Origin of the sequence: Ovoidimarina sediminis (genome assembly GCF_032586175.1) — a bacterium.
In the GTDB taxonomy this organism is placed as follows: Bacteria; Pseudomonadota; Alphaproteobacteria; order Rhodobacterales; family Rhodobacteraceae; genus Ovoidimarina; species Ovoidimarina sediminis.
On record NZ_JAWHTE010000001.1, the window covers coordinates 171,134 to 192,971 of the forward strand.

Sequence of the window (21,838 nt, forward strand, 5' to 3'; positions counted from 1 at the left end):
GGAGGCCTGAGACATGGACGTACTTACCTGGACAGGCAGCCTCGGCCCGATCCTCAACCCGATCTTCCTCGCGGTCGCCGGGGCAATGGCCGTCTGCATTGTGGCCCAGATCCTTCTTGGTCTGATCCCAAGCGCCACCTATGTCACCGGCTCCGCCATGGCGGCGAAACGGGGACCGAGCGACTATGCCGCGCTCGGCACCAAATACACCTTCATGGCGCTCGTGGTCTTCGCGCTGATCTACCTCGTGGGCGGCATCCTGCAGCCCTCGATCGAGAACAAGGGCATCATCGGCGCGATCTCCACCCGGCTCCTGCCGGTCTGGATCTCGCTCGTCGTCCTCTTCGCGGTCTCGATCACCTTCAAGCGCAAGCTCGGGCTCTACGGCAAGCTCTTCGACTCGCCCATCGGCATGATCGGCTTCGGCATGGTGATGTTCTGGGTCTTCACCGGCATCTACGCGGGCTTCGGCTGGATCCTCACCCACGAACCGCTGGTGCAGGTCTCGGGCATGAAGAACAAGGTGCCGGGCACGGCGCTGACCGAGGAAGGGCTCTACCCCTATTACCTCCTCGGCGGCGACAACCTCGCCCGCGACGTCTTCAGCCGCATGATCGCAGGCTCCACCGAAGTGCTGAAGATCGCACCCTTCGCGACCGTCTTCGCCTTCATGGTCGGCATCACCCTGGGGCTTCCGGCGGGCTATTATGGCGGCAAGCTCGACACCTTCCTGTCGTTCCTCGCGAACCTCGTCCTCGCCTTCCCGGTGATCCTGCTCTTCTACCTCCTCGTGACGCCGGAGATCGTGCTGACGGGCATCCCCACCTACATGGCGGCGGTCCTGTTCCTGTTCCCGATCATCTTCCTCTGCATCCTCTTCAACTCGCGCTTCTTCACCCAGCCGCAGAAGCGCAACGTCTATATCGGCGTCACGCTGGTCGTCGGGCTCTGGATCTATCTCGGCATCGCCTGGGATGCCGATCCCCTCGGCATCATCTCGCTGCCCGCGAACATCCTCGTGGTGTTCGTCTCGGTCGTCTTCGTGAACTCGCCCACGGTCTTCCGGATCGTGCGCGGCCTCGTCCTCGACATCCGCACGCGCGATTACGTGGCCGCCGGGCAGACCCGGGGCGAAGGCCCCTGGTACATCATGCTGTGGGAAATCCTGCCGAACGCACGCGGGCCGCTGATCGTCGATTTCTGCCTCCGGATCGGCTACACCACGATCCTGCTCGGAACATTGGGCTTCTTCGGCCTCGGGCTCTCGCCCGAAAGCCCGGACTGGGGTGCCACGATCAACTCGGGCCGCCGGCTTCTGTCGGTCTACCCGCATCCCGCCCTCGCGCCCGCGCTCGCGCTCATGAGCCTCGTGCTCGGCCTCAACCTCCTCGCCGACGGGCTCCGCGAAGAAAGCCTGAAGGACTGATGGCGCATGCCCCGCAGTCGCCAGGTGGTGTGTAGCGGAAGGTCAGCGGCCTTCCGCGGGCACCACACCCACGAAGTTTAAGAACCCGAAAGGGAACCAAGATGGCAAAATGGGACTACGACGGCCCGATCCTCGAAATCGAGAAGCTCTCGATCAGCTTCTTCACGCGCCTGCGCGAAATCCCGGCGGTGATGGATTTCTCCGCCACCGTCATGCCGGGCGAGGCGCTGGGCCTCGTGGGCGAGTCGGGCTGCGGCAAATCCACCGTGGCCTTGGGCGTCATGCAGGATCTGGGCGTCAACGGCCGGATCGTCGGCGGCTCGATCAAGTTCAAGGGCCGTGACCTGGGCGAAATGTCGATGGAAGAGCTTCGCGATATCCGCGGCTCCGAAATCGCGATGATCTACCAGGAGCCGATGGCCTCGCTGAACCCCGCCATGCGGATCGGCAAGCAGCTCATGGAAGTGCCGATGATCCATGAAGGCATCGGCGAGAAAGAGGCCTACGAGCGCGCCCTCGAAGTCGTCACCGACGTGAAACTCCCCGACCCGAAGCGCATGCTGAACTCCTTCCCCCACCAGCTTTCCGGCGGGCAGCAGCAGCGCATCGTGATCGCCATGGCGCTCATGTCGAAGCCCTCGCTTCTGATCCTCGACGAACCCACCACCGCGCTCGACGTGACCGTCGAGGCCGCCGTCGTCGAACTCGTGAAGGATCTCGGCAAGAAATACGGCACCTCGATGCTGTTCATTTCGCACAATCTCGGGCTCGTGCTCGAAACCTGCGACAGGCTCTGCGTGATGTATTCGGGCGAGGCGGTCGAACGCGGCTCCATCGCGGACGTGTTCGACAAGATGCAGCACCCCTATACCCAGGCGCTCTTCCGCTCGATCCCGCTGCCGGGGGCCGACAAGAACTCCCGCCCCCTCGTGGCGATCCCGGGCAACTTCCCGCTCCCCCACGAACGCCCCCCGGGCTGCAACTTCGGCCCCCGCTGCGATTACTTCCAGGAAGGCCGCTGCGACGCGCAGGATATCCCGATGTTCGAGGTCGACGGCGACGACCGCCACCACACCCGCTGCCTCAGGTTCGAGGAAATCGACTGGCACGCCCCCATCAAGGCCGGCAAGCAGTTCGAGAAGACCGAACCGGGCCAGGTCGTGCTCAAGATGCAGAACCTCAAGAAATACTACGAGGTCGCGGCCAATGCGCTCTTCGGCGGGGCGGAAAAGAAGGTGGTGAAGGCCAACGAAACGCTGTCCTTCGAAGCCCGCGAATCCGAAACCCTCGCCATCGTGGGCGAATCGGGCTGCGGCAAATCCACCTTCGCCAAGGTGCTCATGGGGCTCGAAACGGCCACCTCCGGCCGCATCATGCTCGACAACCAGGAAATCCAGGATACGCCGATCGAGGAACGCGACACCAAGATGGTCTCATCCGTCCAGATGGTGTTCCAGAACCCGTTCGACACGCTGAACCCCTCGATGACGGTGGGCCGCCAGATCATGCGCGCCCTCGAAATCTTCGGCATCGGCAAGACCGAGGAGTCGCGCCGCAAACACATGCTCGAACTGCTCGACCTCGTGAAACTGCCGCGTGAATTCGCCGACCGGATGCCGCGCCAGCTCTCGGGCGGGCAGAAACAGCGGGTCGGCATCGCGCGGGCCTTCGCGGGCGGCGCGCGCATCGTGGTCGCTGACGAACCGGTCTCCGCCCTCGATGTGTCGGTTCAGGCCGCTGTCACCGACCTCTTGATGGAAATCCAGAGAAACGAGAAGACGACCCTTCTCTTCATCTCCCACGATCTTTCCATCGTGCGCTATCTCTCCGACCGGGTGATGGTCATGTATCTGGGCCACGTGGTCGAAATGGGCTCGACCGAGGAGGTCTTCGCCCCCCCCTACCACCCCTATACCGAGGCGCTTCTCTCCGCCGTGCCCATCGCCGACACCTCGATCGAGAAAAAGCACATCGTCCTCGAAGGCGATATCCCCTCGGCCATGAACCCGCCGCCGGGCTGCCCGTTCCAGACGCGCTGCCGCTGGAAGGACAAGGTGCCGGGCAATCTCTGCGAGAAAGAGGTGCCGCCGGTCCGCAAGCTCGGGCCGTCCGGCCACCAGATCAAGTGCCACCTCGCCGACGAGGTGCTCGAAGAGATGGAGCCGGTGATCAAGGTCGCCGCCGAATAACCGCGCGTCGGGGAACCATACCGCGCGCCGGGCCGTTGACCCTCCGTTAATCCGGAGGAGACGCCCCATGTCGGCAAAGGATTTTTCCTGGGCCATCCCGCTGATGCGTGCAGGCTATGCAGGCCGCGGCATCGTCTATCTCGCGATCGCGGGGATTTCGCTCTGGGCGATCTGGTCCGGCGGCTCGGCGCAGGGCACCAGTTCCACCTTCGCCCGGCTCGAACATTCGGGCTGGGGAATCGCCGTCCTCCTTCTGATCGCGCTCGGCATGGTCTGTTACGCCGCCTGGCGCATGCTCGACGCCACCTACGATCTCGAAGATTACGGCAATGACGCCAAGGGCTTCGTCGCCCGCGGCGGCCAGATCACCACCGGCCTCATCCACGGCGCCATCGGCCTGGCCGCGCTCGCCACCGTGCTCGCCGGCTCCGTCACGGGCGACGGCGAAAGCGCCATCGCCACCGCGACCCGCTGGGTCAAGTCGCTGCCCGCGGGCATCTGGCTCGTCGGCATCGCCGGCGCGCTCACGATCTCGGCGGGCCTCTACTATGCCGCGAAGGCCTGGAACGAAAGCTACCGCGACCACGTGATCGGCAACGAGGTCACCGCCCGCTGGAACTGGGTGCTGAAGGCCGGCGTCCTGTCGCAGGCGGTGATCGTCACGATCATCGGCGGCTTCCTGTTCTACGCCGCGATGACGGCCGATCCGAACCAGGCCGGCGGGCTTGGCCAGGCCTTCGGCTGGCTTCGCGACAAGGCCTATGGCCAGATCCTCGTTGTCCTGGTCTGCCTCGGGCTCATCGCCTTCGCCGTCTTCTGCTTCATGAACGCGCGCTACCGAATCGTGCCCCGCGCGACCGCCGGGGATGTCGGCGTCACCTCGCTGAAACAGAAGCTCCGCACCGCCTGACCCGCCCGCAATCCCCGGTAGATAGGAGATTTGGGGGATATCCCCCAGGTTTCCGCGCCGCCGCGCGCAGACACTGTGCAGCGCTTTTGACAAGATGCCGCAGGTTTTACTTCCCAGACCGTACGAAGCCGCTACCTTAAGCGGTATTACCAACAGGAAAGGTCCGTGTTTTCATGTCGCTACTGTCCAAGACCGCCCTCCTCGCCACCGCGGCCACCCTCGCCGCCGGCGCCGCCCTCGCCGGAAGCCATTCTGCCGAAAACCCCGCCGTGAAGGCCCGCAAGGCCCATATGCAGCTTTATTCCCACAACATCGGCATCCTCGCCGGCATGGCCCGCGGCAACACCGAATACAACGCCGACGCCGCCGTGGCAGCCGCGTCGAACCTCGCCGACCTCTCGCATATCAACGAGGCGTCCTACTGGGTCGAAGGCACCGACAGCGAAAGCATCGAGGGCACCCGCGCCCTGCCCGCCCTCTTCGCGAACATGGGCGACGTGCAGGCCAAGATCGATCAGCTGAACGCCGCCTCCGTCGCGCTGTCGGAAACCGCCGGCAACGGGCTTGAAGCGGTGCAGGCCGGGCTCGGGCCCATCGGCCAGGTCTGTGGCGCCTGCCACGACGCCTACCGCGTGCCCAACAACTAAATGCGCCGCATCCTCGCGGTTCTCGCGGCCCTGATCCTGATCGGGGCCGCAGGCCTGTTCGCCCTGACCCGGCCCGCCACGGTGCCGGAGGCAGCGATTGCCGCCATCACCCCCGATCTCGCGCGCGGCGAAGCGGTGTTTCACGCCGCAGGCTGCGCCTCCTGCCACGCCGCCGACGGGGCCGAGGGCGAGGCGCGCCTGATCCTCTCGGGCGGCCACAGCTTCGCCACCCCGGCGGGCACCTTCGTCGCCCCGAACATCAGCCAGGATCCCGAACACGGGATCGGCGCCTGGTCGAAGGCGGATATCGTGACGGCGGTGATGAAAGGCACCTCGCCCGACGGGCGCCACTACTTCCCCGCCTTCCCCTATGCCGCCTACGCCAAGGCCGAGCTTTCCGATATCGTCTCGCTCGCGGCCTATCTGAAGACGCTGCCCGCCGATCCGACGCCCAGCCAGCCGCACGACCTCGCCTTCCCCTACTCGATCCGCATGGGCGTGGGGGCGTGGAAGCTTCTGGGGGTGAGCGAAGGTTTCGCGGTCGATCTCCCCGACGACCCGCAGATCCGGCGCGGCCAGTACCTCGCCGAGGCGCTCGCCCATTGCGGCGAATGCCACACGCCCCGCACGGCCACCCAGGCGCTCGACACCGCCCGCTGGTTCGCGGGCGCGCCGAACCCCTCGGGCAAGGGCTCGATCCCGAACATCTCGCCCGCGAAACTCAGCTGGAGTGCTGCGGATATCGCCGCCTATCTCAAAAGCGGCTTCACCCCGGAATTCGACGCCGCGGGCGGCTCCATGCGCGACGTGATCACGAGCCTCGCGAACCTCCCTGACGAGGATCTCGCGGCCATCGCCGCCTATCTCAAGGCCGTGCCCCCGGCGGAGTGACGGGGCACGGAACGCGGGCCGATCACCGCCCCCTCGTGCTGAGCCTGGCCGGCGCAGGCCCGTGGGCAGGCGCGCCCACCCTCCGAGCGGCGCGCTTTATCCCGCAACCCCGCGCCACCCAGAGCGGCAAAACCACCGCGCAACAGCGCCTGCCCGCCGGAACGGGCATGCGCTGGCCCGGCGGGGCTGCGCCCCTTGTCCCGGGCCAGCGAAAGTAATAGCGACTCGCTATCATCTCACCCGGTAGTAGCGACTCGCTATCAGTTCCGAACCGTACGCCCGGTTCAGAAACCGCCCGATCCCGATGTCGTGCATTTTCTGTGTACGCCCGGTGTACGCCCTGTGTACGCCGGGTGCACACGGCCGTTTCCGGCCGCAAACCCGGTTAACCCACCGTGCGCAGGCCCCCCGGCTCAGCCTTCGCCAAGCCGCTTCAGCCGCGCCTCGCGAAGCCGCGCGAAATCGTCGCCCGCATGGTAGGACGACCGCGTCAGCGGCGTGGCGGAGACCATCAGAAACCCCTTGCCCCAGGCCGCTTTTTCATAAGAGGCGAACTCCTCGGGCGTCACGAAACGATCCACCGCGTGATGTTTAGGAGTGGGCTGTAAGTACTGGCCAATGGTCAGAAAATCGACATCCGCCGCCCGCATGTCATCCATCACCTGCAAGACGGCCTGCCGGTCTTCCCCAAGCCCCACCATGATCCCCGACTTGGTGAACATCGCCGGGTCCAGCTCCTTCACCCGCTGCAGCAGCCTGAGCGAATGGAAATACCGCGCCCCGGGCCGCACTTCGGGGTAAAGCCCCGGTACCGTCTCGAGGTTATGGTTGAACACGTCGGGCTTCGCCTCGACCACCTTTTCAACCGCAGACGGTGCACATTTGAGGAAATCCGGCGTCAGGATCTCGATCGTCGTCCCCGGGCTCCGGTGCCGGACGGCCCGGATCGTCAGGGCGAAATGCTCCGCGCCGCCATCGTCCAGGTCGTCGCGGTCGACCGAGGTGATGACAACGTGATTGAGCCCCAGCGTCTCCACCGCGTGCGCCACGCGTCCCGGCTCGAACACGTCAAGCGCATCGGGCCGCCCCGTCGCGATGTTGCAGAAGGTGCAGCCCCGGGTGCAGATCTCGCCCATGATCATCATGGTCGCGTGCCCCTGGCTCCAGCATTCGCCCACGTTGGGGCAGCCGGCCTCTTCGCACACCGTCACCAGCTTGTTTTCCCGCATGATGTCACGGGTCTTCTTGTAGCCTTCGGACACCGGCGCCTTCACCCGGATCCAGTCGGGCTTCTTCGGCTGGGGGTTGTCCGCCCGGTGCGCCTTCTCGGGGTGGCGTTCGCCGGGGATCTTCAGGTCTCTCGGGGCCATGCGCGGTCCTCGCAATCGGTATTGCGCAGACATCTATCGCGCGGGCCACCCCATGTCCAACGGGCGCGGTGCCGCACATAGCGGCTATGCCCCCGGCGCAAAGGGATAGACCACATGCACTTGATCGCACAACATTCTGTTTTAAAATGATTTTCAGGAAGCCGGCAGGATAACGGTGAAGGTGCTGCCTTCGCCCGGCACGCTTTCGATGCGAAGCCGCCCGCGATGCCGGTTCACGATATGCTTCACGATCGCCAGCCCCAGCCCCGTGCCGCCCTTTTCCCGCGAGCGGTGGCTGTCGACGCGGTAAAACCGCTCCGTCAGCCGCGGAATATCGTGCGGGTCCATCCCTTCGCCGAAATCACGCACCACCACCGACACCGCCGGCCCCTGCACCGCCGCCGCATGGGCGGGCGGCGTCAGCGTCACCTCGATCCGCCCGCCCGCGGCGCCGTATTTGAGCGCGTTCTCGATCAGGTTCGAGGCCACCTGCAGAAGCTGATCGGCATCACCCCTGATCTCCACCGGCACCTCCGCGCCCGCCAGCGCGATCGCCACCCCCGCCTCCTCGGCCATCTGCCGAAGCGAGGCCACGGATGAGCGCAAAAGCCCTGCGATATCAACGCGTTCCGTAGGGCGAACGCGTTCCTCCGCCTCCACCCGGCTGAGCGACAGAAGATCCTTCACCAGCCGGTTCATCCGCCCCGCCTCGCGCTCCATGATCTCAAGGAACCGGGCCCGCGCCGCCGGATCGTCCCGCGCCGCGCCACGTAGCGTTTCGATGAAGCCCATCAGCGCGGTCAGCGGCGTCTTCAGCTCGTGGCTGACATTCGCCACGAAATCCCGCCGCATCTGCCCGGCCTCCTGCAATTCGGTGGTGTCGACGAAGCTGACAAGGATGCCCGGGCCCTCCTCCAGCTCAACCCGCGCCGCGATCGTCCGGTAGCTGGTATCCCGCGAGGCCCGCGCCGACAGAAACGCCGCCTCCGCCCGCTCGGCCGTGCCGCCCAGAATCGCTTCGATCCCGTCCAGAAGCGTGGGCTGGCGCAGCGCCGCGATGTAATGACGCCCGACGATCCCGGGCCCCAGAAGCTCGAGCGCCCCGGCATTGGCCGCCAGAATCCGCTCCGACCCCGATATCACGATCTGCGGCAAAGGCGCGGCATCGATCAGTGATTCTACGTATGTCGTCGGCACGCGCGCGCCCTCATAAGCCCGGCCTCTCTGCTAGGATACGGGGCCGGGCTTGGCAACGCACTTACTTTAAGGCGAGTAAATTTTGAAAATAACACTCTAGACTTGTGCCGCATTCGTCTGCAACACTTGGAAGACGTAGAACAGAGGGTTTAAGTTTGTGACCCGTAGACGATTGCAGCTCTAAGGGGACCCAGCCTTGGCGGGCAAAGGGGAACGGGACAATATGACTTCAAGTGAACGAATCGTGGCTGCGCTCGGTGCGTCCGCCACCTCCAAGCGTACGCCGAAGATCCTCGCAATCGGCGATGTGAACCTCTGGCGCAGAAGCTTCGGTGTGTTGCCGGTGCATCAGGGCATCCAGTTTGCCGGGCTCGACGATCTGAACGGCCCCGCCCTGTCGCTTGCCTGCCCCGATCTCATCGTCTCGCCCATCGTCACGCCGCTGTTCGATTGCATCGACGTGGCGTTCCGGCTTTCGGCGCTTCACTATTCCGGGGCCTACCGTGCCCTCACGCGCGACCTGCCGAACCCCGCCATGGTCCGGCGCGAAGTGCGCGCGCTCTATCCTGACCTTGATTTCGATATCGTCCACGTGCTCGACGACGGCGTCATCCGCTTCTGAGCCGGTTGAGTGCGGCGAGGAACACAGGCGCAACCGCGCCCGCCTCCTCGCATCCAACCGACACCCGGAAGAACCCCTCTCCCATGCCATGCGCCTCGCGCGCCTCGGCCGTCAGCCCGCGATGCGACGAGGTGGCGGGATGGCTGATCGTCGTCGTCACATCCCCCAGCGTCGGCGCGAAGGGGATCGCCGACAATTCCCGGATAAACCGCTCCGCCCGCGCCCGGCCCCCGCCGATATCGAACGACACCATGTGTGAGCCGCGGTTGCCCAGAAGCGCCACCGCCCGCGCCCGGTCGGGGTGATCGGGGCTTTGGGGGTACAAGACCCGCTCCACCCCGCCGTGGCCCGCCAGCGCGCCCGCAAGCTCGGCGGCATTCGCCTCCGCCCGGTCATAGCGCAGCGCGAAGGTCAGAAGCCCCCGTTCCGCCAGCCAGGCGTCGAACGGGCTTGGCGTCAGCCCCATCGTCACCGCAAGGGTCACGATCCGCTCCCGCACCTCCGCCTCCCGCGCCGCGACATAGCCCAGCGTCGTGTCGGAATGGCCCGACAGAAGCTTCGTCACCGAATGGATGACCAGATCCGCCCCATGTTCGAAGGGCCGGAAGGCCCGCGGCGTGGCAAAGGTGTTGTCGACCAGAAGCCGCAGGCCCCGCGCCCGGCAGAGCGCCGCGATGCCTGCTATATCGGGGATCCGGATCGTCGGGTTCGATACCGTTTCGATCAGCACCGCGCAGGTGTTCTCCCGCAGCGCCGCCGCCACCCGGGCCGCGTCGCCCGTCTCCAAAAGGCTCGTTTCGATCCCGAGGCCGGGCAGCGTCTCGTTCAGAAGCCTGAGCGACCGGCCATAAAGCTGATCGCTTCCCACCACGTGATCCCCGGCCCGCGCCACGGCCAGAAGCGCGGCCGTCACCGCCGCCATGCCGGAGCCCGTCAGGATCCCGCCCTCTGCCCCTTCCAGCCGGTCGATCATCCCCGCCGTCACATCGGCATTGGGATGGCCCTCGCGCGCATAGGTGTAGCCCGAGCCCTGCCCGTAGATCGCGTCCAGCGCGTCGGGCCCCTCGCTCGTATAGACGACCGAGGGCTGAAGCGGCGACACAAGCGGCGCAGAGGCCGAGCGCGGCCAGGGCGGGCGCCCCGTCTTCGGCCCGCTCATAGGGCCGTCAGATCGGCCCGGAACCGGCGCATATTGGCAAGGTAGCGTTCGGCAGAGGCCGTGAGCCCCGCGATCTCCTCCTCCGACAGCCCGCGCCGCACCGCGCCCGGCGCGCCGACGACAAGGCTGCCATCGGGGATTTCCTTGCCTTCCGTCACCAGCGCCCCGGCCCCGATCAGGCAGTTGTTGCCGATCTTCGCGCCATTGAGCACCGTGGCCCCCATGCCGATCAGCGTATTGTTCCCGATGGTGCAGCCGTGCAGCATCGCCTTGTGCCCGATGGTGCAACCCCGGCCCACGGTCAGGGGAAAGCCCGCATCGGTGTGGCAGACGGTGTTTTCCTGGATATTCGTGTTCTCGCCGATGACGATCGGCTCGATATCGCCGCGCAGCGTGGCCGAGAACCAGATTCCCACGCCCCCGGCCAGCGTCACGTTGCCGATCACATGCGCGCCGGGCGCGATCCAGCTGTCTTCGTCGATTGCAGGGGTCAGCCCCCCGAGGGCATAGGTCGTCATGGGCGTTCCTCGAATTCGGCCTGCAATGCGCGCACATGCTCCAGCAGCCCTGGCTGCTGGCTGGCGCGCAGGCGTTCGGCGGTCACGATGGTCTTTAACTTCTCTTCCGTAGCGTCGAGATCATCGTTCACCAGCACATAGCTGTAGCTGTCCCAATGACTGATCTCGTCCCAGCTTTTCTGCATCCGCTTGCCGATCGTCTCGTCGGTGTCCTGGCCGCGGCTGATCAGGCGGCGGCGCAATTCGCCGATCGAGGGCGGCAGAAGGAAGATCGACAGAACGTGGCTGGCAAGATCGCTTTTCTGGATCTGCTGCGCCCCCTGCCAGTCGATGTCGAACAAGACGTCGCAGCCATCCGCGATCGCCTCTTCCACCGGGCCCGCGGGCGAGCCGTAGAAATGGCCGAACACATGGGCGTGTTCCAGCATGCGCCGGTCTGTCACCATGCGGCGGAAGGCCTCTTCGTCGACGAAGTGATAATCCTTTCCGTCCTCTTCGCCCGGGCGCGGGGCGCGCGTGGTGGCGGAGACCGAAAAGCGGATCGACGGATCCCAGTCGCGAAGGCGGCGCGCCAGCGTCGATTTCCCGGCGCCCGAAGGCGAGGACAGGATGATCAGAAGGCCCCGGCGCTGTCCCATCGTCACTCCAAGTTCTGGATCTGCTCGCGCATCTGATCGATGGTGTGCTTGAGGTCAAGGCCAAGGCGGGTGAGATCGGGGAAGCCCGCCTTCGAACACAGCGTGTTGGCCTCGCGGTTGAATTCCTGGCAGAGGAAATCGAGCTTCCGGCCCTTCGCGCCCTTGAGGTCAAGCAACTCGCGCGCCGCCGCGACATGGGCATCCAGCCTATCGAGTTCCTCGGTGACATCCGCCTTCACGGCGAGAACGGCCAGTTCCTGCGCGATGCGCGCCTCGTCCATGCCCTCGGTGCGCGACAGGATCTTGGCCAGCGCGTCGCGGAAGCTTTGCTCCATCGCCTCGCCCCGGGTCTTCAGAAGCGCGCGGGCGGCGTGCGTCGTCTTCTCAACCGCGTCGATCTGGCCCCGGAGCACGGATTCGAGCGCCGCACCCTCGCTGGCGCGCATCTCCGTGAACGCCTCGATCAGCGGCGGCAGGTCGGCCAGGATCGCGGCCCTGAGCGGCGCGGGATCGGCCTCCTCGCCGGCATCGGCCGTCAGAACACCGCGCATCGTCGCGATATCGGCGGCGGTGGGGTGGACAAGCGTCAGCCCCGCCTCTTCCGCCCTGACCTCGATCTCGCGCAAGGTCGAAAGCACGGTGGTCAGCGCGGCGGCGTTCAGCGTCGCCACGCCTTCGGCATCGGCGCGGGTGAGCCGCAGGGCACAGGTGACGTTGCCGCGCTGGGCGGCCTTGGAGAGGGCCGCGCGCACCTGGGGCTCGATCTCTCCCGGCCAGTCCGGCAGCCTGAGGCGCAGATCGAGCCCGCGGCCGTTGACCGATCGAAGCTCCCACGTCCAGCGCCAGCCTTCGCCCGCGCCGTCGCGCGTGGCGTATCCCGTCATCGAATGGGTCACCTGAATGCTCTCCCCCCAATGCCGCGCGGTTTCCGCGCGCGCGTTAACCATTTGATAAGGTTTTCTTACACTGCATGGCGCAATTGTGGCAGATTAACAGTCTAGAAACCATGACGCCAAGCGTCAGCCCCGCAGCAAGGCCAGAGGTGTATCGATGAGTGCCGATATCGTCGTTCTTCCCCAACCCGGACCAAGCCGGTCGCACCCGGTTCTGGGCCAGGTGGAACGCTACTGGGACGAGCTTCGGAACGGCCGTCAGGCGCCCGCGCGGGCCGAGGTGCACCCCAAGGGCCTGAGCGGGGCGCTGGCCGATTGTTTCATCCTCGAACGGATCGCGCCCGGTCTCGCCCGGGTCCGCGTCGCCGGGCGCGGCGTGGCGGGGGTTCTGGGGCAGGAACCGCGGGGGCTGCCCTTCGGTCTGCTGTTCGACCGGACTACGCGGGAAGAGATCGAGCCGGTGCTCGAACGCCTCTTCACCGGGCCGACGGTGGCCGATCTTTCAGTTACCGCGCGGGGCGCGGGGCGCGGATCGTCGGTGCCGGGCGAAATGCTGCTTTTGCCGCTCAGGGACGATCTGGGCGGGATCACGCGGGTTCTCGGTTGCCTGAAGATGGCCGGAACGATCGGGCGCGCGGGCGCCGCGCTGACCATCACCGGAACGCGCGAGCGCCCGGTGCCGAAAGGCCGCGCCCTGCGCGAGGCGCCCCGGCTTGAACAGGAGGCCGCGCCCTCAGCCGAAATTCTGCGCTTCCCGGGCCCGGCGGACTGAGGCGTTCGGGGGCGCTGTTTCCAGGGCGAAGACAATCCGCCAATTTGTGAAGAATTGTATTTAACATACTGAAATTTTAACCTTTTGTGTGGCAGATCACAGAAGCCCCCGGCGCGACCTGTCATAGTAAGGGCGTAGCAAACTCAACGAGTGTCAAAATGACCAGTGCCAGTTACCCCTCTCACCGCTTTCCGCCGGTGGACGAAATCTCGTCCCGGCTGAGCGGAAATATCGTAGAGTTCAAGGAACCCGAGGAAGAAGAGAAGCCGGAAACGGGACGCGTGAAGACGCGGTTCCTGAACTTCAAGGCGCCTTCAAATCCGATCACCAAAGCCCTTGCCCGCCCGGCTAGTCGGCCCGCGCGCAACGCCGAAACGCTGGGCTGGCTGAACGTCGTGGATGGCCCCGGCAACGGAACGCAGATCCCGCTCACCAGACCCATGGTGCAGATCGGTCGCGACGACGATCAGGACGTGCAGCTTGCCTTCGGAGACAACTCGATCTCCCGCGAAGGCCATGCCTCGATCACCTATTACGGCAGGCAGGTGGGCTTTCTGATCCGCGACGGGCTGAAGCCGAACCCGATCCACGTGAACGGCAAGATGCTCAGGGGCGAAGACAGCCTGATCGACGGCGACCTGATCCGGATCGGCGAAACGACCCTTCAGTTCGCAGAGGCCTGAGCCCGGCGAAGCGCCGGGCGCAAGCCCTTGTTTTCACGCATCAAACGGCGGCAGCCGCCGATCCGTTGGTGCGGCGCGCCGACAGTTCCTCGGCGACGAGGAACGCCAGTTCCAGCGACTGGCTGGCATTGAGCCGCGGGTCGCAGGCGGTGTGGTAGCGATCCGACAGATCCTCGTCCGTCACCGCGCGTACACCACCCGTACACTCCGTCACGTCCTGTCCCGTCATCTCGAAATGCACCCCGCCCGGGATCGTGCCTTCGGCATTGTGGACCTGGAAGAATTCCTGCACCTCGCGCAGCACGCTGTCGAACGGCCGGGTCTTGTAGCCCGAGGACGACTTGATCGTGTTGCCGTGCATCGGATCGCAGGACCAGACCACGTTGGCGCCCTCTTCCTGAACCGTGCGAATGAGGCGCGGCAGGTGCTCGGCCACCGTGCCCGCACCGAAACGCGCGATCAGCGTCAGCCGGCCCGCCTCGTTCTCGGGATTGAGCTTGGCCATCAGCACCTTAAGGTCCTCGGCAGTCGTCGTCGGCCCGCATTTCAGCCCGATCGGGTTCAACACCCCGCGGGCGAATTCCACATGCGCCCCGTCAGGCTGGCGCGTGCGGTCGCCGATCCAGATCATGTGGCCCGAGCCTGCGAGCCACTTGCCCGAGGTGGAATCGATCCGTGTCAGCGCCTCTTCGTATTCAAGCAGAAGCGCCTCGTGGCTGGTGTAGAAATCGACCGTCGACAATTCGTGGTTCGTCTCGCCCGTGAGGCCGGCGGCCGACATGAAATCGATCGAATCCTGGATCCGGTTCGCCATGTCGCGATATTTCTCGGCCTCGTCGCGATCGGTGAACCCGAGCGTCCAGGAATGCACGTGGTGCACATCGGCGAAGCCACCTGTCGAGAAGGCGCGCAAGAGGTTCAGCGTGCCCGCCGCCTGGGTGTAGGCGCGCAGCATCTTGGCGGGATCGGGGATCCGCGCCGCGGAGGTGAAATCGAGCTCGTTGATGATGTCGCCGCGGTAGGACGGCAGTTCCACGCCGTCCTTCACCTCGGTCGGGGCCGAGCGGGGCTTGGCGAACTGGCCGGCCATCCGGCCCACCTTCACCACCGGCACCTTGGCGCCATAGGTGAGCACCATGGCCATCTGCAGCATGACCTTGAAGGTGTCGCGGATCGGATCGGCCCGGAATTCGGCGAAGCTTTCGGCGCAATCGCCCCCCTGGAGGAGGAAAGCCTCCCCGCGGGACGCGGCGCCGAGTTCGGCCTTCAGCCGGCGCGCCTCGCCTGCGAACACGAGCGGAGGATAGCTGGACAGTTCGGCCTCCACGGCCTGAAGCGCGTCTGCGTCCTGATAGTCCGGCATCTGCACCCGCGGTTTGGTGCGCCATCCGTTCTTCTGCCAGTTGCCCATGATCTCGGTCCTGTCGTTTCGGCTTTGAAGCGACGGGCCTTATAGACCGGGCCCGACCCGTTGGAAACCGCCAATTCCGCCCCATTCGGCCCCTTTGGTCGCACAAGTTTGTCCACGTGACGGGTTGAACGCCCCTTAAAATCCTGTTTCGGTCCCGAAGGTGGCGACGCACGGGGTGACGGTTGGCTGAGACGGGACATGGCAAGGAACGGGACGCGGGAGGCCTGCGTCCGCGCCGCTTTGTCTTCGTCCTTCTCGATAATTTCACCATGCTGTGCTTTTCGAGCGCCGTCGAATCCCTGCGGATCGCGAACCGGATGGCCGGCGAGACGCTTTATGAATGGCGGCTCGTGGGCGAAGGCGGGGATTTCATCACCTGTTCCGCCGGCACCTCCTTCAAACTGGACGACGACCTGTGCGAACTGTCGCGCGACGACACGGTGCTGGTCTGCGGCGGGATCGACGTCGGCAAGGCCACGACGAAGAAGATCCTGAACTGGCTGAGGCGCGAGGCGCGGCGGGGGGTGACCATGGGGGGCCTTTGCACCGCGGGCTACACGCTCGCGAAGGCGGGGCTTCTCGACGGGAAGAAGGCGACGATCCACTGGGAGAACCAGGACAGTTTCGCCGAGGAATTCGAAGAGGTGACGCTGACGAAATCGGTCTTCGTGGTGGACGGGAACCGGATGACCACGGCGGGCGGCACCTCGTCGATCGACCTGATGCTGAAGATCATCGCCGACGACCATGGCGAGGCGCTGGCGGGCACGGTGGCCGATCAGCTGATCTACACCTCGATCCGGACCGACCAGGACACGCAGCGCCTGTCGGTGCCGACGCGGATCGGCGTGCGCCACCCGAAGCTGAGCCGGGTGATCCAGATGATGGAAGCCAATATCGAGGACCCGATTTCGCCCTCGAACCTCGCGCGCGAGGTCGGCATGTCGACCCGGCAGCTCGAGCGGCTGTTCCGGCGCTATCTGAACCGGAGCCCGAAGCGCTATTACATGGAGCTGAGGCTTCAGAAGGCGCGGAACCTTCTGATGCAGACCGATATGAGCGTGATCAACGTGGCGCTGGCCTGCGGCTTCGCCTCGCCATCGCATTTCTCGAAATGCTACCGGGCGCAGTATTCGACGACGCCCTACCGGGAGCGGGGCGCGCAGGCGGCGCGGCTGTCGGTCTGAGAGGGCTCGGCGCCTGACGGCGCCGAGCTGCCGGGGCTCTGCCCGTCGCCATTGTCGCTCGGACCAATGGCGCTCCAAAGGCGACCCCGGAGTATTTTTGCCAAAATGAAGAGGGGTGGCATGGCGGGACATGGCTATGAGGGCGGGCGGCTCGACCTGCCGTTCGTCGGGATCGCGACGTTCGGGAAACGCCCGGTGGTGAGCGACTGGTCGGATTTCGAGGCGGATGCCGCCATCCTGGGCGCGCCTTTCGATGCGGGCACCCAGTGGCGGGCCGGGGCGCGGTTCGGGCCGAGGGCGGTGCGCGAGGCCTCGACGCTGTTCAGCTTCGGCCATGCGGGCGCCTATGACCACGAGGATGACCGGGTCTACCTCGGCGCCGATGTGCGGATCGTCGATATGGGGGATGCAGATATCGTCCATACCGACACCGAGGCGAGCCATGCCAATATCGAGGCCGGTGTCAGGGCCGCGCGGGCCGCGGGCGCCCTGCCCGTTCTGATCGGGGGCGATCATTCGGTGAACATCCCCGCGATCCGGGCGATGGAGGGGGCGGGCGCGTTCCATATCCTGCAGATCGACGCGCATCTCGATTTCGTCGACGAGCGCCACGGGGTGCGGCACGGGCACGGCAACCCGATGCGCCGGGCGGCCGAGCGGGACTATGTGAGCGGGCTGACGCAGGTGGGGATCCGCAACGTTTCGTCGACCGCGCGGGAGGGCTATGAGGATGCGCGGGCGATGGGATCGGATATCCTGTCGGTCCGGCAGGCGCGCAGCCTGGGCCCCGGGGGCGTGGCCGGGCGGATCCCGAAGGGCGCGGCCGTCTATGTGACGATCGATATCGACGCCTTCTGCCCCTCGATCGCGCCGGGGACCGGCACGCCGTCCCATGGCGGGTTCCTTTATTACGAGGTGCTCGAGCTTCTGCAGGCGGTGGCGCGGGCGCATGACGTGGTGGGCGTCGATCTGGTGGAGGTGGCGCCCGATTACGACCCCACGGGATCGACCGCGATCCTGGCCGCGCAGATCCTGTTGAATTTCCTGGGCTTCATCTTCGACGCGCGCGCCGCGGGCGGGGTGTAAGGTTTTTGCTGGCATCCCGGGCCGGAGCCGCTAGTTTACCGACCACAGCAAATCCAGAAGAATTTGCACCTAGGGAGAAATACGATGAACAACCTTCTTGGCCGCGCGGCCGTTGCCGCGCTGATCACCGCATTCGCCTCGGAAGCCCTGGCGACGGAATGGAACGTCTCGCTCTGGGGACAGCGGCGTGCGTTCACCGAGCACGTGCACAAGCTGGCCGAGCTTGTGGAGGAGAAGACCGGCGGCGCCTTCACCATGAACATCAGCTATGGCGGCCTGTCGAAAAACACCGAGAACCTTGACGGGATCTCGATCGGCGCCTTCGAGATGGCGCAGTTCTGTGCCGGCTATCACCGCGACAAGAACCGGGCGATCACCGTCCTGGAACTGCCGTTCCTGGGCGTCGGAAACCTCGAGGAAGAGGTGGCGGTGAGCCACGCGATCTATGCCCATCCGGCAGTGACCGAGGAAATGGCGCAGTGGAACGCGAAGATGCTGATGACCTCGCCCATGCCGCAGTACAACCTCGTCGGCACCGGCGAGCCGCGCGACAGCCTGGAAGAATTCGACGGCATGCGGGTGCGCGCCACCGGCGGGCTTGGCGAGGCGTTTTCGGCGGTGGGCGGGGTGCCGACCTCGGTAACCTCGTCGGAAGCCTATAACGCGATGGAATCGGGCGTCGTCGATACGGTCGCCTTCGCGCAGCACGCGCACCTGTCGTTCCGCACCATCGACATCGCGTCCTGGTGGACCGAGAACCTGAACCCAGGCACGGTGAACTGCCCCGTGGTGGTGAACATCGATGCCTACGAGGCCCTTTCGGACGACGAGCGCGCGGCGCTGGATTCGAGCGTGGACGAGGCGATCGCGCATTACCTGGCGAATTACGGCGAGCTTCTGAAACAGTGGGATTCGATCCTGGCGGAGAAGAACGTGACCCGGGTGACGGTGCCCGAGGAAGAGATCGCCCGCTTCCGCGAGGTGGCGAAGCCGATCCACGACGCGTGGATTTCGGACATGGCATCGCAGGGCTTCCCGGCCCAGGAGCTTTACGACCTGGTGCAAAGCACGCTCGACAAAGAGCGGATGTAAGCGGGTCGAACCATTCCCCGGGCCGGGCGGCGTGCCCCCGGCCCGGGATCATCGGACAAGAAGACTAACACGAACGGGGGTCTGGGCATGTCCTCATCTTCGGTTCTGACCGACGAGAGCGCCCTGTCGCGGGCAGACCGGACCTGGCTGAAGCTCGAGGCCTTCCTGAACCTTCTGGGCGGAATCGTGATCTTCGCCCTCGTGGTGCTTGCGGTCGCCAACGTGCTGGGGCGGAAGTTCGCGGGCCTGCCGGTGCCGGGCTATGTCGACTGGACGCAGCAGTTCATGGCCGTCTTCGCCTTCCTCGGTCTCGCCTATTGCCAGCGCGAGGGCGGGCATATCCGCATGGATATCCTGATGGGCCAGCTTCGGGGGCGCACCCTGTGGCTGGCGGAATGGCTGGGCATCCTGTTCATGCTGATCCTGACAACGGCGCTGATCTATGGCACCTGGTTTCACTTCGCGCGGTCGTTCGACTGGTCGGCCCCGCTCTGGTCGCGGGATTCCTCGATCGATATCGCGCTGCCGCTCTGGCCCGCGAAGCTGTTGGTGCCGTTTGCGCTGGGCGTTCTCTGGATCAGGCTCGCGCTGCAGCTCTGGGGCTATACCCGGGCGCTTCGGACCGGCGAGGAGCGCCCCGTGGCGGTGCCGCTGATCGAGGATGCGGCGACGCTGGCCAACAAGGAAGCGAAGACGGTCGAGGGCGCCGATGGATAATCTCATCGACATGAAGGCGCTGCTCGAGGGCGTCGATATCTTCAACCTCTCGCTCTGGCTGTCGGGGCTTCTGATCATTCTGGTGGTGATCGGGGTCAGGGTCGCTTTCGCCACGGCCTTCATCGGGTTCCTGGGGCTGTGCCTGTTCTTCATGCAGAAGCAGGGGTTCGACCGGGGGCTGGTGACGGCGATGAAGCTGGCCGGCCAGGTGCCGCATTCGAAATCGACGACCTATGCGCTGTCGCTGATCCCGACCTTCATCCTGATCGGATATCTTGCCTATTACGCGGGGCTGACGCGCTATCTGTTCGAGGCGGCGAAACGCTGGGTGGGCTGGCTTCCGGGCGGGCTTGGGGTGGCGACGGTCTTTGCGACGGCGGGGTTTGCGGCAGTCTCCGGCGCCTCGGTCGCGACATCGGCGGTCTTTGCGCGGATCGCGATCCCCGAGATGCTGCGCGAAGGCTATGACAAGCGCTTCGCGGCGGGGGTCGTGGCGGCCGGCGGCACGCTCGCCTCGCTGATCCCGCCTTCGGCGATCCTCGTGATCTACGCGATCATCGTGGAGCAGTCGGTGGGCAAGCTTCTGCTGGCGGGCTTCCTGCCCGGCCTCGTCTCGGCGCTGATCTATGGCGGGCTGGTGATCGGGCTGGCGAAGGTGCGGCCCAGTCTCGGCCCCCGGATCACCGGCTTCACCTGGGGGCAGCGCTTTGCCTCGCTGCCCGGCGCGCTGCCGATCCTCGTGGTGGTCTTCATCATCGTCTATTCGATCTATTTCGGCTGGGCGACGCCCACCGAGGCCGGCGCCCTCGGGGCCTTCGTGGTGCTTCTGATGGCGCTTTGGCAGGGGATGAAATGGGGCCAGCTCAAGGGCGCGCTGATGGAGGCGGCGAAGCTGACGGTGATGATCTTCACCATGATCTGGGGGGTGCTGATCTATGTGCGCTTCCTGGGCTTCGCGCGGCTGCCGGATGTCTTCGCGGACTGGATCGGGACGCTGCATTATTCGCCCTACACGATCCTCCTCTGCATCCTGCTGGTCTATGTCGTCCTGGGGATGTTCATGGACGCGATCGGGATGCTGATCCTGACCCTCCCGGTGACCTTCCCGGCGATCATCGCGCTGAATGGCGGCGAGGGAGTAAGCCGGGCCGACAGCGCCTTCGGGATGACGAGCGAGGAATGCGCGATCTGGTTCGGGATCATCGTGGTGAAGATGGCGGAGCTTTGCCTGATCACGCCGCCCATCGGGCTGAACTGCTTCGTGGTGGCGGGCGTGGCGCAGGATTCGAAGATGCCGATTTCGGTGCAGGATGTGTTCCGGGGCGCAACGCCCTTCTTCGGGGCCGACGTGGCGACGGTCTTCGTGCTGATCCTGTTCCCGGGGATCGTGCTCTGGCTGCCGGGGCTGCTCTAGGCCCCCGCCCCTTCATTTTGGCGGAAATACTCCGGGAAGTCCCGGGGGGTCCGGGGGGCTGGCCCCCCGGCCCGGCCCCGTCAGGGGATGTTCCTGAGCCGCTTGAAAAGGCTCGAGGTATCCCAACGCCCGCCGCCCATGTTCTGCACGTCCTTGTAGAACTGATCGACCAGCGCCGTGACCGGCAGGCTGGCCCCGTTTTCCTCTGCCGTCCGCAGGCAGATATCGAGATCCTTGCGCATCCAGTCGACGGCGAAACCGTGGTTGAAGTGATCGTCCACCATCGTTTCATAGCGGTTCGCCATCTGCCACGAGCCGGCGGCACCCTGGCTGATCACCTCGACCACAGCCTTGACGTCGAGCCCGGCCTTTTCGCCAAAATGAAGCCCTTCGGAGAGGCCCTGAAGCAGCCCCGCGATGCAGATCTGGTTGACCATCTTGGTCAGCTGGCCCGCGCCGCTTTCGCCCAGCCGCTTGCAGGCCTTGGCATAGACTTCCATCACCGGTTCGGCGGCGGCATAGGTGCCTTCGTCGCCGCCGCACATGATGCCGAGCTGGCCGTTTTCCGCGCCCGCCTGGCCGCCCGAGACGGGGGCGTCGACGAAACCCACGCCCTTGTCTTTCGCCGCGGCGTAGAGTTCGCGGGTCACGGCCGCCGAGACGGTGGTGTGATCGACGAAGATCGCGCCCGAGGCCATGCCGGCAAGGGCGCCGTCATCGCCCAGGACGACCGAACGCAGATCGTCGTCATTGCCGACGCAGGCCATGACGAATTCGGCCCCCTCTGCCGCCGCGCGCGGGGTGGGCGCATGAGAGCCGCCGAATTCGCCGGCCCATTTTTCGGCCTTCGCCGCGGTGCGGTTGTAGACGGTAACATCGTGGCCGGCCTTCTGGAGGTGCCCGGCCATCGGGTAGCCCATTACGCCCAGTCCGAGAAATGCAACCTTCGCCATGGCTTTCCTCCTTTTCGGAAATCGCTATTCTGGCCCCTAAGTAACGGACCCAAACGCCCCGTC

21 protein-coding genes are annotated in these 21,838 nt (G+C 65.7%); 13 read left to right on the plus strand and 8 right to left on the minus strand.

Going from position 1 to position 21,838, the window contains the following annotated elements:
- Positions 1-13: 13 nt before the first annotated feature.
- The 5 genes from RXV90_RS00845 (at position 14) to RXV90_RS00865 (ending at position 6,063) form a co-directional block, all read left to right on the plus strand.
- The gene (locus RXV90_RS00845) at positions 14-1,426 is read left to right on the plus strand and encodes an ABC transporter permease (RefSeq protein WP_316646333.1); all 1,413 of its coding nucleotides are present in this window, start codon (positions 14-16) and stop codon (positions 1,424-1,426) included.
- A gap of 101 nt (positions 1,427-1,527) precedes the next feature.
- The gene (locus RXV90_RS00850; protein WP_316646334.1) at positions 1,528-3,615 is read left to right on the plus strand and encodes an ABC transporter ATP-binding protein; all 2,088 of its coding nucleotides are present in this window, start codon (positions 1,528-1,530) and stop codon (positions 3,613-3,615) included.
- A 67-nt stretch (positions 3,616-3,682) separates the two neighbouring features.
- Entirely contained in the window at positions 3,683-4,525 is an 843-nt protein-coding gene (locus RXV90_RS00855; protein WP_316646335.1) for a DUF1206 domain-containing protein, read from the plus strand.
- A gap of 173 nt (positions 4,526-4,698) precedes the next feature.
- Entirely contained in the window at positions 4,699-5,172 is a 474-nt protein-coding gene (locus RXV90_RS00860) for a c-type cytochrome (protein WP_316646336.1), read from the plus strand.
- The gene (locus RXV90_RS00865) at positions 5,173-6,063 is read left to right on the plus strand and encodes a cytochrome c (RefSeq protein ID WP_316646337.1); all 891 of its coding nucleotides are present in this window, start codon (positions 5,173-5,175) and stop codon (positions 6,061-6,063) included.
- A gap of 413 nt (positions 6,064-6,476) precedes the next feature.
- Here RXV90_RS00865 and lipA read toward each other — a convergent pair whose 3' ends face one another.
- Both lipA and RXV90_RS00875 read right to left on the minus strand, forming a co-directional pair.
- Positions 6,477-7,433, minus strand: a complete 957-nt coding sequence (gene lipA, locus RXV90_RS00870) for a lipoyl synthase (RefSeq protein ID WP_316646338.1) — start codon at positions 7,431-7,433, stop codon at positions 6,477-6,479.
- Positions 7,434-7,586: 153 nt separating this feature from the next.
- The gene (locus tag RXV90_RS00875) at positions 7,587-8,630 is read right to left on the minus strand and encodes a sensor histidine kinase (RefSeq protein WP_316646339.1); all 1,044 of its coding nucleotides are present in this window, start codon (positions 8,628-8,630) and stop codon (positions 7,587-7,589) included.
- Between the two features lie 244 nt (positions 8,631-8,874).
- Here RXV90_RS00875 and RXV90_RS00880 point away from each other — a divergent pair, with 244 nt between their 5' ends.
- A complete protein-coding gene (locus tag RXV90_RS00880; protein ID WP_316646340.1) occupies positions 8,875-9,252 on the plus strand; it encodes a hypothetical protein in 378 nt (125 codons plus the stop codon).
- On the opposite strand, the gene RXV90_RS00885 is transcribed toward RXV90_RS00880, so the two are convergent.
- From RXV90_RS00885 to RXV90_RS00900, 4 genes are read right to left on the minus strand one after another with little or no spacing between them, the layout of a single operon-like run.
- Positions 9,239-10,411: a trans-sulfuration enzyme family protein gene (locus RXV90_RS00885; RefSeq protein ID WP_316646341.1), complete on the minus strand. Its 1,173-nt coding sequence runs from the start codon at positions 10,409-10,411 to the stop codon at positions 9,239-9,241. The two genes, RXV90_RS00880 and RXV90_RS00885, sit on opposite strands and share 14 nt — an antisense overlap.
- Entirely contained in the window at positions 10,408-10,929 is a 522-nt protein-coding gene (locus RXV90_RS00890) for a gamma carbonic anhydrase family protein (protein ID WP_316646342.1), read from the minus strand. Before RXV90_RS00890 ends, RXV90_RS00885 begins: the two co-directional genes overlap by 4 nt.
- Positions 10,926-11,567: a guanylate kinase gene (gmk, locus tag RXV90_RS00895; RefSeq protein ID WP_316646343.1), complete on the minus strand. Its 642-nt coding sequence runs from the start codon at positions 11,565-11,567 to the stop codon at positions 10,926-10,928. The genes RXV90_RS00890 and gmk overlap by 4 nt, the downstream gene beginning before the upstream one ends.
- A gap of 2 nt (positions 11,568-11,569) precedes the next feature.
- On the minus strand, positions 11,570-12,463 hold the full coding sequence (locus RXV90_RS00900) for a YicC/YloC family endoribonuclease (RefSeq protein ID WP_316646759.1): 894 nt from the start codon (positions 12,461-12,463) through the stop codon (positions 11,570-11,572).
- 154 nt (positions 12,464-12,617) lie between these two features.
- Between RXV90_RS00900 and RXV90_RS00905 the strand changes: the two genes are divergently transcribed.
- Together RXV90_RS00905 and RXV90_RS00910 are read left to right on the plus strand one after the other, a co-directional pair.
- Complete coding sequence (locus RXV90_RS00905; RefSeq protein ID WP_316646344.1) at positions 12,618-13,232, plus strand: PAS domain-containing protein; 615 nt, start codon at positions 12,618-12,620, stop codon at positions 13,230-13,232.
- 158 nt (positions 13,233-13,390) lie between these two features.
- The gene (locus RXV90_RS00910) at positions 13,391-13,915 is read left to right on the plus strand and encodes an FHA domain-containing protein (protein ID WP_316646345.1); all 525 of its coding nucleotides are present in this window, start codon (positions 13,391-13,393) and stop codon (positions 13,913-13,915) included.
- Between the two features lie 40 nt (positions 13,916-13,955).
- Here RXV90_RS00910 and RXV90_RS00915 read toward each other — a convergent pair whose 3' ends face one another.
- Complete coding sequence (locus RXV90_RS00915; protein WP_316646346.1) at positions 13,956-15,326, minus strand: class II 3-deoxy-7-phosphoheptulonate synthase; 1,371 nt, start codon at positions 15,324-15,326, stop codon at positions 13,956-13,958.
- Positions 15,327-15,595: 269 nt separating this feature from the next.
- Between RXV90_RS00915 and RXV90_RS00920 the strand changes: the two genes are divergently transcribed.
- From RXV90_RS00920 to RXV90_RS00940, 5 genes are all read left to right on the plus strand, one after another.
- Positions 15,596-16,513 (plus strand): GlxA family transcriptional regulator, encoded by a 918-nt coding sequence (locus RXV90_RS00920; RefSeq protein ID WP_410482331.1) that lies wholly within the window; start codon positions 15,596-15,598, stop codon positions 16,511-16,513.
- A 120-nt stretch (positions 16,514-16,633) separates the two neighbouring features.
- Entirely contained in the window at positions 16,634-17,599 is a 966-nt protein-coding gene (speB, locus tag RXV90_RS00925; RefSeq protein ID WP_316646348.1) for an agmatinase, read from the plus strand.
- Between the two features lie 84 nt (positions 17,600-17,683).
- Positions 17,684-18,691, plus strand: a complete 1,008-nt coding sequence (locus RXV90_RS00930; RefSeq protein WP_316646349.1) for a C4-dicarboxylate TRAP transporter substrate-binding protein — start codon at positions 17,684-17,686, stop codon at positions 18,689-18,691.
- An 87-nt stretch (positions 18,692-18,778) separates the two neighbouring features.
- Positions 18,779-19,408 (plus strand): TRAP transporter small permease subunit, encoded by a 630-nt coding sequence (locus tag RXV90_RS00935; RefSeq protein ID WP_316646350.1) that lies wholly within the window; start codon positions 18,779-18,781, stop codon positions 19,406-19,408.
- On the plus strand, positions 19,401-20,822 hold the full coding sequence (locus RXV90_RS00940; RefSeq protein WP_316646351.1) for a TRAP transporter large permease: 1,422 nt from the start codon (positions 19,401-19,403) through the stop codon (positions 20,820-20,822). The genes RXV90_RS00935 and RXV90_RS00940 overlap by 8 nt, the downstream gene beginning before the upstream one ends.
- Positions 20,823-20,902: 80 nt before the next feature.
- Here RXV90_RS00940 and RXV90_RS00945 read toward each other — a convergent pair whose 3' ends face one another.
- Positions 20,903-21,775: an NAD(P)-dependent oxidoreductase gene (locus RXV90_RS00945; protein WP_316646352.1), complete on the minus strand. Its 873-nt coding sequence runs from the start codon at positions 21,773-21,775 to the stop codon at positions 20,903-20,905.
- Positions 21,776-21,838: the final 63 nt, after the last annotated feature.